At 51.7% G+C, this 12,701-nt stretch carries 14 protein-coding genes; 6 read left to right on the top strand and 8 right to left on the bottom strand.

The window, feature by feature from the left end; all coding sequences use genetic code 11:
- Positions 1-19: 19 nt before the first annotated feature.
- The 3 genes from OXH16_08510 (at position 20) to OXH16_08520 (ending at position 2,901) form a co-directional block, all read left to right on the top strand.
- Positions 20-880: a DUF4097 family beta strand repeat-containing protein gene (locus OXH16_08510; protein ID MCY3681427.1), complete on the top strand. Its 861-nt coding sequence runs from the start codon at positions 20-22 to the stop codon at positions 878-880.
- A gap of 156 nt (positions 881-1,036) precedes the next feature.
- Entirely contained in the window at positions 1,037-1,438 is a 402-nt protein-coding gene (locus tag OXH16_08515; GenBank protein MCY3681428.1) for an ankyrin repeat domain-containing protein, read from the top strand.
- Positions 1,439-1,740: 302 nt separating this feature from the next.
- Entirely contained in the window at positions 1,741-2,901 is a 1,161-nt protein-coding gene (locus OXH16_08520; protein ID MCY3681429.1) for a Fic family protein, read from the top strand.
- Between the two features lie 90 nt (positions 2,902-2,991).
- On the opposite strand, the gene OXH16_08525 is transcribed toward OXH16_08520, so the two are convergent.
- Positions 2,992-4,107, bottom strand: coding sequence for a YbdK family carboxylate-amine ligase (locus OXH16_08525; protein MCY3681430.1), 1,116 nt, complete (start codon positions 4,105-4,107; stop codon positions 2,992-2,994).
- A complete protein-coding gene (locus OXH16_08530; GenBank protein MCY3681431.1) occupies positions 4,094-5,314 on the bottom strand; it encodes an amidohydrolase in 1,221 nt (406 codons plus the stop codon). The genes OXH16_08525 and OXH16_08530 overlap by 14 nt, the downstream gene beginning before the upstream one ends.
- 170 nt (positions 5,315-5,484) lie before the next feature.
- Here OXH16_08530 and OXH16_08535 point away from each other — a divergent pair, with 170 nt between their 5' ends.
- The 3 genes from OXH16_08535 (at position 5,485) to OXH16_08545 (ending at position 7,620) form a co-directional block, all read left to right on the top strand.
- On the top strand, positions 5,485-5,703 hold the full coding sequence (locus OXH16_08535; GenBank protein MCY3681432.1) for a YtxH domain-containing protein: 219 nt from the start codon (positions 5,485-5,487) through the stop codon (positions 5,701-5,703).
- Between the two features lie 107 nt (positions 5,704-5,810).
- The gene (locus OXH16_08540; GenBank protein MCY3681433.1) at positions 5,811-6,314 is read left to right on the top strand and encodes an RNA methyltransferase; all 504 of its coding nucleotides are present in this window, start codon (positions 5,811-5,813) and stop codon (positions 6,312-6,314) included.
- Positions 6,315-6,417: 103 nt separating this feature from the next.
- Positions 6,418-7,620, top strand: coding sequence for a dockerin type I domain-containing protein (locus OXH16_08545; protein ID MCY3681434.1), 1,203 nt, complete (start codon positions 6,418-6,420; stop codon positions 7,618-7,620).
- 36 nt (positions 7,621-7,656) lie between these two features.
- On the opposite strand, the gene OXH16_08550 is transcribed toward OXH16_08545, so the two are convergent.
- The 6 genes from OXH16_08550 to OXH16_08575 all read right to left on the bottom strand — a co-directional run.
- Positions 7,657-8,358 (bottom strand): type 1 glutamine amidotransferase, encoded by a 702-nt coding sequence (locus OXH16_08550; protein MCY3681435.1) that lies wholly within the window; start codon positions 8,356-8,358, stop codon positions 7,657-7,659.
- A 4-nt stretch (positions 8,359-8,362) separates the two neighbouring features.
- Positions 8,363-9,361 (bottom strand): Gfo/Idh/MocA family oxidoreductase, encoded by a 999-nt coding sequence (locus tag OXH16_08555; protein MCY3681436.1) that lies wholly within the window; start codon positions 9,359-9,361, stop codon positions 8,363-8,365.
- 22 nt (positions 9,362-9,383) lie between these two features.
- Positions 9,384-9,998, bottom strand: a complete 615-nt coding sequence (locus OXH16_08560) for an SGNH/GDSL hydrolase family protein (GenBank protein MCY3681437.1) — start codon at positions 9,996-9,998, stop codon at positions 9,384-9,386.
- Positions 9,995-10,735: a M14 family metallocarboxypeptidase gene (locus OXH16_08565; protein MCY3681438.1), complete on the bottom strand. Its 741-nt coding sequence runs from the start codon at positions 10,733-10,735 to the stop codon at positions 9,995-9,997. The genes OXH16_08560 and OXH16_08565 overlap by 4 nt, the downstream gene beginning before the upstream one ends.
- A 43-nt stretch (positions 10,736-10,778) precedes the next feature.
- Positions 10,779-12,437 (bottom strand): sulfatase-like hydrolase/transferase, encoded by a 1,659-nt coding sequence (locus OXH16_08570; protein ID MCY3681439.1) that lies wholly within the window; start codon positions 12,435-12,437, stop codon positions 10,779-10,781.
- Positions 12,438-12,448: 11 nt separating this feature from the next.
- On the bottom strand, positions 12,449-12,701 hold a 253-nt coding region (locus OXH16_08575; protein MCY3681440.1), incomplete at its 5' end, for an IMP dehydrogenase.

The following is a 12,701-nucleotide window of genomic DNA, read 5'->3' on the forward strand; positions in this document are numbered from 1 at the left end:
GGATGGAGGGAGAATTGCAATGTTTGGTCGCGTTTTGGCTCTTTTTGTAATGCTTCTTATAACGGTAACGGGGTGTCATATCGATATTGATATAAGCGATACCAACCCTACGCTGTCTTCCAGAGAGCGATATACTGAAAATCTGACGCGGATAGTGGATGGAATTGGGGCTGAACGAGTTGTTGCACAGACGAGTAATGGTAATATTGACGTGGCCGGAACGACCGATGGTGTTGTGCGCGTTCAGATTCGAAAGGTTGTCAGAGCACTGAATCTGTCAGAGGCAGAGGACTATGCTCGAGATGTACAGGTATTTGTCAAAAGAAGGGGAAGCGCAGTCCATGTTTACAAAGAGCATCCGCGTTTTCCCAGAGATGTTCAGGTGGAAGTGAGTTACGATATTTTGTGCCCGGCTCGGTTGGATATAAATCTCAGGACATCAAATGGCAATATCGAGATTCGAGATGTGGAAGCAGTTACGCAGGTGAAAACGACAAATGGCAATGTGCAATTTCGGGGCAATCCCGGGTATCTTGAAATCAAGACATCAAATGGGAATATTCGGGCATCTGTGATTCAGTTGCGCGATGTGGCGCAATTTGAGACCACAAATGGGAGGGTCGCCGTGGTTGTGCATAGTGGTGTTGCACCTATCTCAGCCGCTACGACCAATGGTTCAATTGATGTGACATTACCGACTGATTTTTCGGGAAAATTGGATGCGAGTACAGTAAATGGTCAAGCGCAATCTGCTTTTGACATTTCGCGTCCCACGGGTAGCCGTCAAAATAGGCTTTCTGGTACTCTGGGTTCCGGTGGCGATACACTGGTGCAATTGCGTGCGGTGAATGGAAATGTGAGCTTGTGGAAGTTGCAATAAAGGCGAGGTGCGAGGTCTATTCTTAAGACAGAAATCAGCACGCTCTGAAATTCTTCTTCATTCTCGTTGCATCCGCAGTTAAATGTTATTACAATTTGTCGAATTTTCAGATCGTCAAAATATTTTACTACACCGCGACAAGAGGGGAAGGAAAACATGTCACAGAATAATTCTGCTATTGATCCGGCACTCGTCAACCAATTTGTCCAAGATGCCCACGGCGACTTCGACAGTGTAAAAAAGCTGCTTGAGAAAGAACCGGCACTCGTCAATTCTTCCTGGGACTGGGGAGGCGGTGACTGGGAAACAGGACTGGGCGCGGCAGCACACATGGGTCGCAAGGACATTGCCGAGTTTTTGCTGAATAAGGGCGCGCGTATCGATTTGTTTGCGGCGGCCATGCTGGGTAAGCTCGAAATCGTACAGGCGGTGGTGAACGACAATCCAGCGGTTGTAAATGAAAAGGGACCACATGGAATTGCGCTGATGATCCATGCTAAAAAGGGAGGCAAGGAAGCCGCAGAAGTTGTGAAGTTTCTGCAGTCTGTTGGCAATTAGCTTAAGAAGAAGCCGTAATAGAGAGGCGGGACCACACGAATGGATGTACATTTGTCTAAAGATGATGCTTTTCTTATTCACCTGTTCTTGTTGTGTTATTAGCGAATACCGGTATAAACGCTAATAAACGTTATTTTTCTTTTTAAATTTGAAAACAAGGAGGGGAACAGGCTAAAGCACAGGGGCACTCTACAGGTTTCTGGGCACTCGTTTCTTGCGTTTTTATATGGTCTAATTTAAATTTTATGCATAAGTTTTAATAAGTGTGCGGCTTATTAAGTTATGCTTAACAAGGATTCTCTATGAAACGCGGCGAGACCGGACGATACGAAACTACGACCATTGTTGGTGAGACAGTACGCGCCTTTGTGCCCGCTCGCCTGCCGCCCAGGCCCGCGCTGGATTTGGCGGTTCTACAAAACCCTCTGGAGAAGGCGTTGCTGGCACTGGGGCGTTTGGATAGTCTTGCCGTATTGCTGCCCGACACCCACCTTTTTCTTTATACCTATATCCGCAAGGAAGCAGTGCTGTCCTCTCAAATTGAGGGTACTCAGTCTTCGCTATCGGATTTTTTATTGTCCGAGTTAAAAGAGTTACCAGGCACGCCACTTGACGATGTCATTGAGGTCTCAAATTATGTGGCGGCACTGGAGCACGGATTACACCGGATGCGCGAAGGATTCCCGCTTTGCAATCGTCTTATCCGCGAAATCCATGCCGAGTTACTCTCACGGGGACGCGGCAGCGACAAAGCACCGGGTGAGTTTCGGCGTTCGCAAAACTGGATAGGCGGTAGTCGTCCCGGAACCGCGCGCTTCGTACCCCCGCCAGCACACGCCGTTCCCGATTGTATGTCGGATTTGGAGCGTTTTATCCATACACAGGACTCAGGGGTGTCAGCGCTCCTGCGGGCAGGACTCGCTCATGTCCAATTCGAGACTATCCACCCTTTTCTCGACGGCAATGGAAGGGCCGGTCGCCTGCTGATCACGTTCATGTTGTATAACGACGGGGTACTGCGCGAGCCATTACTGTATTTGAGCCTCTATTTCAAACAATATCGAGAGGATTATTACGTGCTCCTGAATGATGTGCGGCAAAACGGCGACTGGGAAGCGTGGCTATTGTTCTTTCTCGAGGGCGTGACTCAGACCGCAGAGGGGGCTGTTCAGACCGCGCAGCGATTGTTATCCCTGTTCCAGGAAGATCAGGCGAGATTACAACAGACAGGCCGTGCGGCGGGTTCGGCATTGCGCGTTCACAAGGTATTGCAGGAACGCCCGATAGCATCACTGCAAGAGCTTGCCAATCGCGCGGAACTTTCGTTTCCTGCGGCTACCGCTGGGATGCAGATACTCGAAAAACTCGGCGTGGCGCGCGAATTGACAAACAAAAAGCGAAATCGACTTTTCGGCTATGATCAATACCTTGCTATTCTCGGCGAGGGCACCGAAGTGCCGTGAATACGGTGATTTTCGCAGTGTGTCTGAAGACGCTATTGAGGTGGTTTGTTTTGGCTGCTGGGATCGGGACGAGATGGATTACTGAGGGTTTTAATGTGACGAGTCGTTAATCAGGCGGCGGACGACTTCGGCGGGGTCACCAGTGAGGGCGAGGAGGTCCATCTGTCGTTGCGCCCAGGTGGGTTGGTGAGCCATGTCGAGGACGTGTTTGAGATAGGATACGCAATTGAGCTGTTCGGCCATGGGGAGCAGCTTTTCGACGAGTTCCCCGGTTATTTGGGGGACGGATTTGAGGTCGTGAGAGGTGGAATCGACCAGTTGTGCGGCGATGCCGTATCGCGAGGCGTGCCATTTGTTTTGACGGATGAGCATGGGGTGGCTGTCGTGTTGATAGATTCCCCGGTCGATTTCGTCGGACAGGTTGCAAATTAAACACTGTATGAGTGCGACCAATCCCAATGTGTCTTGGAGAGTGCCGGGAATGTCGCAAATGCGGACTTCAACGGTGCCAAATGCGTGGTGGGGGCGCACGTCCCACCAGATTTCGCGGATGGATTCGATATAGCCTGTGTCGATGAGGTGGTTGATCAACCAGACGTATTCGCTCCAGTTGCGCATTAAGGGGGGCAGCCCAGCAGTGGGGAGGCCCTCCATTACTTTTGATCGCCACGAGTGCAAGCCCGTGACTCGCCCCTCCCAGAATGGGCTGTTGCAAGAAAGCGCCAGCAAGACGGGCAAATAGCGCAGTATTCGGTCGCAGATCATTATGGCTTTGTCGCCGCTGTTGACGCCCACGTGTACGTGGAGGCCAAATGTGACCAGTTGTCGGGCGGTGTCCTGGAGAAGGTTGACGAGGCCCATGTATCGGTCATTGGGTGTGATTTTTTGTTCGCGCCAGGTGGAAAATGGGTGTGTGCCCGACCAGTAGAGCTGGACATTCTCGGCGGCCGCTACGCTGGATAGCGTCTGGAGTTTGGGCTTGAGGTCGGCTTCTACATGGCTGACACTTTCACATATATCGGTGTTGATTTCGACATAGCACTGCATCAATTCGGGCTTGATTTTATCGGCATATTCGCCGGGTATGCGGTTGAGGATCGCGGCATTTTTGCTGCATAAAGCCATGGTGTCGGCATCGACCAGAGCCAGTTCTATTTCCACGCCGAGGGTGGGTTGAGTGCTGGGGTTAAATTCAAGTCGGGTCATGGCTATCTCCATTCTTTTTTCGCGATGGATCGAAATAGTTGACGACGCTGCGCGCGAGTATTTTGGCGCCTATGATCAGGGCGCGTTCATCGATGTCGAAGTCGGGTGCATGTAAGGGCGGAGCACTTCCCCGGGCGGGCATGCATCCCAGGCGAAACAAGCTGCCGGGCACATGGTCGAGATAATTGGCAAAGTCTTCTCCCCCCATGCTCGGTTTGGCAATGGTCTGTACGTGTGTTTGACCCAATAGATCGATGGCATTTTGGCGGATCAGTTTGGTGAGCATGGGGTCGTTATTGACCGATGAGGGACCGGTGAGAAAACGAACATCAATTTGCGTGTCGGTGAGATTGGCTATGCCATTGGCAATTTTGAGGATGTGGTCCATGGCCTGGGCTTGAGAACTGCCACTGAGGGTGCGCAGGGTGCCGCGAAGCAGAGCCTGGCCAGGTATGACGTTGGGATTTTCGCCTGCAGAGATATGCCCAATTGATATGACTATCGGGTCGTAGGTATCTACATTGCGAGGCAATGATTGATAGAGCGCAGTGATGACCTGAGCGGCAGCGACGATGGGGTCTCGCGTTTCCCGGGGGCGAGCGGCATGGCCGCCCCGGCCCTGGATGCAAATTTCTATTTCGGCACAATTGGCTGTGAGTACGCCCTTGCGCGTGCCCACGGTGCCTGCTGGACGCGAGGGATCGAGGTGAAGGCTGAGCAGACCGCAGACGTTTTTGAGGGCACCAAAGGCGATCATGTCTTTGGCACCCCGGTTGGTTTCTTCAGCTGGTTGAAAGATGGCGCGCCAGTGTACAGGCCACGGCAATATCTGGTCGCATTCCAGAAGGCCCAGAACAGCGCCGAGCACGGTGGCTGTATGACCATCGTGTCCACAGGCGTGCATTACGCCTGGTACGCGGCTGCGATAGGGCACGTTTTTGGCATCTTGTATGCGAAGTGCGTCGATATCGGCTCGCATGCCTATACGCGTTTTTTCCAATGTATTGTCGGCTATAACGCCACAACCTCTGGGACCCGTCTGTACATGGCATCCGGTCTGTTGTAATAATTTGACGAGATAGCGCGTGGTTTCCACTTCTCGACCGCTGGGTTCTGGATACATGTGCAGATCGCGGCGGACGCGTACAATTTTTTTGCGTTGAGCGTCAATGGCACGGTCGAGTTTTTGTGTCCATTTGTTGGGCATATATCTTAAAATAGGAATTATTTTTTTTTATGCTATAAATTGTTTTAGCCAGTTCGCCTGTTGCTGAATGCCTATTTCCGCTTGACTTCGCGTCGTGTATGGTTGAAATTAGACGGGCATTTTAAGTTTTGTAAGTTAAATAATCGGGAGATATTTCCAAGGAGTGTGTTATGTGGCGACGACAAGAAGTGCATCGCGATTTTTTCTGGGTAGGGCTCGTTGTTGGTCTTGCTCTTGGCGGACTCGCTATTCTGGGATTGTTTTTGGGAACGGAAGCGGGGCGGAATACACGCTCGCGCCTGGGAGAAGCCGTTCAACGCGTGCGTAGCCGTTTTAATGGTTCCGCAAAATCTCAGGAATCACCTGCTGAAGCGGGATATATAGATTAGAAGAATTTCAAGATGGGTGAGTTTCTGGTTTGAACTAACCGAGTAGAGAGGTGAGACGCGAGAAGTAAGACGCGAGAGCGTTTTTACTTCTTGCGTTTTTGTATCTGATGAATTTGCTTTCTAAACCCGATGGATATCCCATTTATGCCGTTGTGGAAAATGTTCGTTCACTGTTTAATGTGGGCGCAATTTTTCGCTCGGCAGACGGGATCAATGCATCGGGGGTTTATTTGACGGGGTTTACGGGGTGTCCCCCGCGCAAGGAGATCAGCCGCGTGGCGTTGGGCGCAGAAGAGGCCGTGCCCTGGCATTATGAACGGGATACAGAAGAGGTAATTGGCGGTTTGCGCTCACAAGGTGTGCAGGTGGTTGCATTAGAGCAAACGCCAGATAGTGTCGATTTTCGAAATTTTTGCTATCGCTGGCCGGTGGCTGTGATTTTGGGCCATGAGGTGATGGGCGTGCGTCCCGAGACACTGTGTTTGTGCGACGGCGTTGTGCATATTCCAATGTTGGGAACAAAAGTGTCTCTAAATGTGTCTGTAGCTACAGGGGTTATGCTTTATGAACTGTTGTCCATTTTTGAGAGACAACGAGATAGGGAGTGGTAAATTACTCACACAAAGACACTAAGCCACAAAGGGGACAGGGGCTGGTTGGGTTGAGTGGTTGGGACTGGCCGCTTTGCCGACGACTGAGAAAGGACGTATCCCGATGAATTTACGCTTTTGCGCTGTGCTGTGTATGCTTATGGTCTTGAATGGAGAGGAACTGCGGGCTGAAACGAAGGTGTTTTGGGTGGCTAACGGTCCTATGGCATCGGATTTTGATGGCGATGGCGAGGTGACGTTTACCGATTTTTTGCACCTTGTCAATAATTTTAATGCGGATCCCGAGGATGAGAGCTATGACCCTCGCACGGACTTGGATGAGGACGGGGTCACGAATTTTAACGATTTTTTGGCATTTAGTTCTTCTTATGGTCAAGCGCAAACATCTGATGAACCGAGCGGAGATCGATATATTATTTATGTGGCGGATGTAGATGATAGTTCGGTTATAGCACTGGATTCCGATTCACATCTGATACTCGATTATCTGCCCTATCGCGGTCCGGGTGGGGTGATAGTGTCTGCGGATCAGCAGTCGATTTATGTGGCGGAAGTGTTTGGGTTTTACAAGATGGATACCCGCCATCAGGTAGAGTTTAGCGTGCCTGTTGAATCGCGGGGTAAAGCGGTGCTGAGTCCCGATCAGACGCGGGCTTATGTGGCCGATCAAATACAGGATCTGGTTCGCGTGGTGGATGTGGTGAATGGCGTTACCATAGATTCTGTCCTGGTGGGAGATCGACCAATTGACGTCGCGCTCTCGCCCGATGGCACAAAGTTGTATGTGGCAAATCAAACCGATCGAAATGTGGTCGTTGTGGATCTGGCAACCATGACGGTTACGGCGAGGATAGCTATCGGTGATATTCCGTTAGAGATCTCAATTACGCAGGATGGCACGCGCGCTTATGTGACAAATTGGAGTCGCGGTGTGATTTCTGTTTTGGATCTCAATACCAATCAGGTGGTGGGTGCGCTCCAGATTGATCAGGGGGGGGCGTTTGGCGCAGAGTTTTCGCCCGATAAAAAATTATTATACGTAAGCGCAGTGGGTGTGTTGTTGGAAATTGATGTGGAGCGCAATTTAATTGTTCGCACATTGCGATTGGGGAATGATTCGACGATACTCGGGGTTTCTCCCGATGGCTCTCGAGCTTATGTTGCAACGCTTGTGCGACAGGCTGGAGGACCGGGGCTTACGGTGGTGGATTTGAATGAGTGGCGGATTCTCGGACGGATACGGGGATTCTTTTTCCCGAGGGAGATCGCGTTTCGAGTTGTGCCGAGGATTACGGAATCTCAGTGAGGCGAGTGAGCAAGTTGGTCTATGGAGAAAGCGGCCTTAGTGGTCGCTTTTTTTATTGGGTATCAGCAGGTCGAGGCATTCTGCCATGAGGATATTGATGCGTTCAAATTCGCGTTGGTCTGTCAGTATTTCGCGGGCGGGCTGAATGTAGGGTGCATCGACGATTTCGTGCCCACAGTTATCGATCAATGCCCGGGCTGCGTTGGGCGTTGTTTCCAGATGGAATTGCAATGCGAAGATCTGATCGCCTACCGAGAATGCCTGATGCTTACAGGAACGGCTTTTGGCGAGGTGTGTTGCGCCAGCGGGGAGATCAAATGTGTCGCCATGCCAGTGAAAAACTTTGCCGGCTCGTGCGAATAACAGCCCGATTTTTTCAGGTGTTTGCACGCCCTCAATGGGAAACCAGCCGATTTCTTTGTGGTTATTTGGATAGACTTTGGCTCCGAATGCGTCGGCAATGAGTTGGGCACCCAGGCAGACGCCCAGTATTCGGGTACCGGTATTTATTGCCTGTTTCAAAAATTCCTTCTCTCGTATGAGCCAGGGGCAGTCGCGTTCGTCATAGACGCCCATGGGTCCCCCCAGGACGATTAATAGATCCATTTCATCGGCTGATGGCAATGGCTCTCCGGCAAAGAGGCGCGTGCGCGAGATTTGAGCGCGGCGCGCTTTTGCCCAGGATGCAATGCTGCCGAGTCCTTCAAAAGGTACATGCTGGAGATAGTGCAGTTTCATGATTTCAGGAAATGTCAACGGGTTGTTGTGTTTTTATGGACTCGTAGATGGCGTCCATGGTTTTCATGTTGCCAATGCTGTTTTCGGGCGGGATGCGGTGGGCTTGCCCGGTATCGAGGCAATCGCATAGATGATGGAGCTGGTTCAGGAATTGAAAGACGGGTTCAAATTCATGGGTTTCAACGCCATCGCGGGTGCGGACCTCAAGGGTCGTGGGCTGGTTTTCGTTGTTCCAGGCGCGTTCTGTTCGCAACATGCCATGGGTGCCTGAGATTTCAAAATATTGTGAGGAGGCCATTTTGAAGCTGAATGTGAGTTGTGCGGTGACGTGGTTGGGAAATTCGTAGATGGCGATAATTGTTTCATCCACTTCTCGACCAAATTCTCCCGTGGCATAGACGCGGATGGGGTCGGCGTTGGCTATGAAGCGGGCGTGATGGGTGTTGTAACACCCCAGGTCATAGACTGCGCCTCCGCCTTTTTCTTTGTTGAAACGCCAGTTGAGTTCGGGTTTTCGGCGGTCGTCTGAAACGCCCGTGCAAAAGGTGCTGCGAATATTGCTCAGAGGTCCGATTTTTCCACTGTCGAGAATTTCTTTGGCTTTTAGATGTACGGGGTGATGGCGAAATTTAAAGGCTTCGGCGAGGAGGATATTATTGGCTTTGGCGCAGGCGACCATTTCTCGGCATTCTGCAGCGGTTTGTGTGATGGGTTTTTCACAGAGGATGGCACGAACTTTTTGAGATATTGCAATGCGATTGCTCAGGCTGGCGTGAAAGCAGCCCCATGTGCAGATGATGGCGATGTCGAGGTTTTCATTGTCGAGCATCAGGTCGAGATCGGTATAACCTTTTCGGACGTCAAATTCGCCGCGATATCTCTCAACTGCTTCGGGCAAGACATCGCAGACTGCGACGATTTCTGCGCGGTCAGATTGTGCAGCAGCCCGACCATGAGCGCGCGAGATACCGCCAGCACCGACAATTCCAATGCGATAAGACATGTAAAACTCCTGAAAAAAATTCTCAATCCAATATATCCAATATATGTCGCGCAACAGATTCGGCCAGCACGGCAGAGCCTTCTTTTGAAAAATGCACGTTGGCGGGGAGTTGTATATCGTCAAGGCGTTCCATAGCATAGGTATAGAGGTCATGTGTGGGAATGCCGTGTGCAGCCATGACTTTTTGCGCGATGGCGTTGTATTCAATTTCGTCGCCGGGTTTGCGGATGGACGTGCCTTCGGGAACCGGTGTGGTGGCGCACCAGATGAGTTTGGCTCCGGTTTGTGCGAGGCGTTTGACCAGGGTGTCGAGGTTTTGTTCGTATTGGTCGGCAGGTACATGGTGTTGGCCCTGCGGTGGATCGACGCGTTCTCCGCTTTCTGTCATATAGACGATGTCGTGTAAGCCCCAGTTGAAGTGGATGACATCCCAGGAACCGTCACCGAGCCAGTTTTCGATTTCTTCGATGCCGCGCTTTGTCGGTCCGCAGTTGGTGAGCGGGCGGTGGAGATTGGCTTTGCCTTTGAGTAATTCGCGTACGGGGACGGTATAGCCAATGGAGATGGAGTCCCCAATGATCAGTACGCGGGGAAGGCCGGGGACATCTTCAATGGGTTCGAATGCTGGGTTATTCACGTGGTTCTCCTTTTGGGTGACGGCGAATAGTGATCGAGGATCATGTCAAGGGCGAGCAGGTGTACTTTAGCTCGCCTATCCATAGGCCAGTTGGATGATGTTTCAGTGATCATGACGTGGTCGGCATGATGGATATAGACATAAGAGGTAAAACCGCTTTCACCCCAGGCGGGATCGACTTGCAAGACGCCCTCTGCGAGTGGGATATCGGTTTCACCGGTATCCGCATCCAGGGGGCCAATTTTTTTTGCCTGTTGTGCGATGGCTGGGGCCAACCACGCGCTATCGCTTTTGCCTTCGTAAAAATAAGTACCTGTTGCGTCGTAATCTTCGTGCATGTCGAGAAAGACGTCAAAACGATATCCCGCAATCTGCTGTTTGACAAGGATGGATTCGGGAACTTCGTTTTTGAAAGCGCGATTGATGTCTTCACCCTGGATATTTTCTCGCTGGTTGTTGACGTATCCAGAAGGGTTGACACAGGGTAGAACGATGATGTGAAAGCGCTGGATTATATCTACGATATCGCGTTCGAAAAATTGAAGGATGGCTTCGACGCCCGCGGGTTCATCGCCGTGTACACCTGCCGAGAGGAGAATATTCGGTTTTGATGGCGCGGGTTTGCCAATTGTGAGGCAATGAAAAGCATAACCGTGAACATGGCCAATGATGCGATGGGCAATGTCGGGGTGCGCGATATTTTTTAAGCAGTTTTCAAAAGTGGTGTAGTCTGGCATGGGATTAATCGGACTATCTAATATGAATGGTTTTTTTCAGTGCTTATGCGTTGTGCCATGCGTCTTCCCAGGGCGTGCCTTCGAGCGATTCTGCGGCGATATCTCGGGGACCGCGTTTGAGTACTTGTTCTTTATATTTTTCGATGCTCAATTTGTCGGGCGATAAGGTGGTTTCTTTGCTGATGGCGCGGGTAAATGCTTCGGCAAAGGTTTCGATGCTGTCTTTTTCATCTTCGGGCAAGCGCTTGGGCCAGGGGCCGTCGTTGAGGATGACCGTGCGGCATTCTTCTTCTGTGGGTATGCGGGCAGGACCGGGATACGAGCGCAACCTGTCGCCGTCAAGCGAATTACTCAGGCCATATTGTCGTTCCCAGACGGTGATTTGATCGCGAAATTTTGACGCCAATGCGGGGTTTTCGGCGATGAGGTTGTGCTGTTCGTGTGGATCGTTTTCAAGATGGTAGAGTTCTTCGATTCCGCCGCGGGCAAAAAAGGCGTATTTGTGTTTCTGGTTGCGCGCTGAAATCCAGCGTCCTTTGCCTTTGCCATAGTCTATAATCGCGGATTCTCGGGGCTTCGTCAGGCCCTCACCTGTTGTGCCGAGGAGATTCGCTCCTGGTAACGGGCCGTGTTCTTCTGGGTACTGGAGGTCGAGTTCTTCTATGAGGGTGGGAAAGAAGTCGAGCAGGCTGACGAGGTCATCGCGTTGTTGCCCTGCTCGCGTTTTGCCGGGCCAGCGGAGGAGATATGGAATGCGGACGGAGGATTCATAGGGGCAATTTTTTTGCGAGAGGCCGTGTTCGCCCATCATTTCACCGTGGTCTGAGACAAAGAGGACGACGGTGTTATCGGATAGACCGAGGGTTTCGAGTTCATTCAAAATGCGACCGATGCCGTCGTCAACATGGGAGATGAGGCCATAGTAAAGGGCGCGCAGGCGGCGCAGGCGGTCGGGGTCGCGATGGGCACCGTCCAGACGTCCGCGGCTGCCGTAAAAATTGGGGGGCAGGGTTTCGATAGGGCGGTCGGCAAAGGGCGGAAGTTCCATGTCGTCGGGGTCGTACATGTCGTCGTACGGTTCACAGGGCGCAAAGGGCGGATGCGGTGATATCCAGGAACTCCACAGGAAAAAGGGTTGATTGGTGCGATAGCGCGTGTGTTCGCGGAGAAAGTCAATGGACTGGTCGGCGACCCAGGTGTTTTTGTGATGTTCAACGGGTATGCCACAGGTTTGGGGCTGGAAGAAGAGCAGATCGCGGATGCCTTTGGGATATCGGGTGCGAACGCTATTCTTTCGCAGATAGCGGAGGTAGTCGTCATTGACCCAATGATCGATGCCTTCTTCCATTGTGAGGAGATTTCGGAAGCCGTAGTGCCGACCGTGAAAGTGCATTTTCCCAATGCCCTGTGTCCAGTACCCGGCGCGTAGAAGAAGCGTCATGATGGTGGGAAGTTCGGGTAAGGGACCAGGTAGCGCACTGTTGTCTGTCCAGTGGTGCCGGGACATTCTGTGACCGGTGATAAAACTCATGCGTGCGGCAACGCAGACGGGGGTGGGCGTGACGGCCTGTGTAAAGCGTACACCCGAATTGGCGAGTGCGTCAAGGTTGGGCGTGCGGATTGTTGTATTTCCAGCGCAGTTCATGGCATCTGCACGCTGCTGGTCGGTCATGAGGACGAGAATGTTGGGGCGATCTGGCATGGTATTTGATATTAATATGTCGAGTCGAGCCGATAGTTGGGCGCTTCTTTGGTAATGGCGATGTCGTGAACATGGCTTTCCCGGATGCCGGCAGAGGTGATGCGCACAAAACGTCCATTGTTGCGCAATTCGTTGAGGGTGCGCGTGCCACAATAGCCCATACCCGCGCGAAGACCACCTATGAGTTGATAGATAAAACCCGAGAGAGACCCTTTGTAAGGGACCTGTCCTTCAATGCCTTCGGGCACGAGTTTGTTGGTCGCT

It is taken from the genome of Gemmatimonadota bacterium, from assembly GCA_026705765.1.
In the GTDB taxonomy this organism is placed as follows: Bacteria; Latescibacterota; UBA2968; order UBA2968; family UBA2968; genus VXRD01.

Excerpts from the sequence above, each read along its gene's own strand:
- OXH16_08515 (MCY3681428.1), top strand. The coding sequence starts at position 1,037 with ATGTCACAGAATAATTCTGCTATTGATCCGGCACTCGTCAACCAATTT.
- OXH16_08555 (MCY3681436.1), bottom strand. The coding sequence starts at position 9,361 with ATGTCTTATCGCATTGGAATTGTCGGTGCTGGCGGTATCTCGCGCGCT.
- OXH16_08565 (MCY3681438.1), bottom strand. The coding sequence starts at position 10,735 with ATGCCAGACTACACCACTTTTGAAAACTGCTTAAAAAATATCGCGCAC.
- OXH16_08570 (MCY3681439.1), bottom strand. The coding sequence starts at position 12,437 with ATGCCAGATCGCCCCAACATTCTCGTCCTCATGACCGACCAGCAGCGT.
- OXH16_08545 (MCY3681434.1), top strand. The coding sequence starts at position 6,418 with ATGAATTTACGCTTTTGCGCTGTGCTGTGTATGCTTATGGTCTTGAAT.
- OXH16_08525 (MCY3681430.1), bottom strand. The coding sequence starts at position 4,107 with ATGACCCGACTTGAATTTAACCCCAGCACTCAACCCACCCTCGGCGTG.
- OXH16_08540 (MCY3681433.1), top strand. The coding sequence starts at position 5,811 with ATGAATTTGCTTTCTAAACCCGATGGATATCCCATTTATGCCGTTGTG.
- OXH16_08520 (MCY3681429.1), top strand. The coding sequence starts at position 1,741 with ATGAAACGCGGCGAGACCGGACGATACGAAACTACGACCATTGTTGGT.
- OXH16_08510 (MCY3681427.1), top strand. The coding sequence starts at position 20 with ATGTTTGGTCGCGTTTTGGCTCTTTTTGTAATGCTTCTTATAACGGTA.
- OXH16_08550 (MCY3681435.1), bottom strand. The coding sequence starts at position 8,358 with ATGAAACTGCACTATCTCCAGCATGTACCTTTTGAAGGACTCGGCAGC.
- OXH16_08530 (MCY3681431.1), bottom strand. The coding sequence starts at position 5,314 with ATGCCCAACAAATGGACACAAAAACTCGACCGTGCCATTGACGCTCAA.
- OXH16_08535 (MCY3681432.1), top strand. The coding sequence starts at position 5,485 with ATGTGGCGACGACAAGAAGTGCATCGCGATTTTTTCTGGGTAGGGCTC.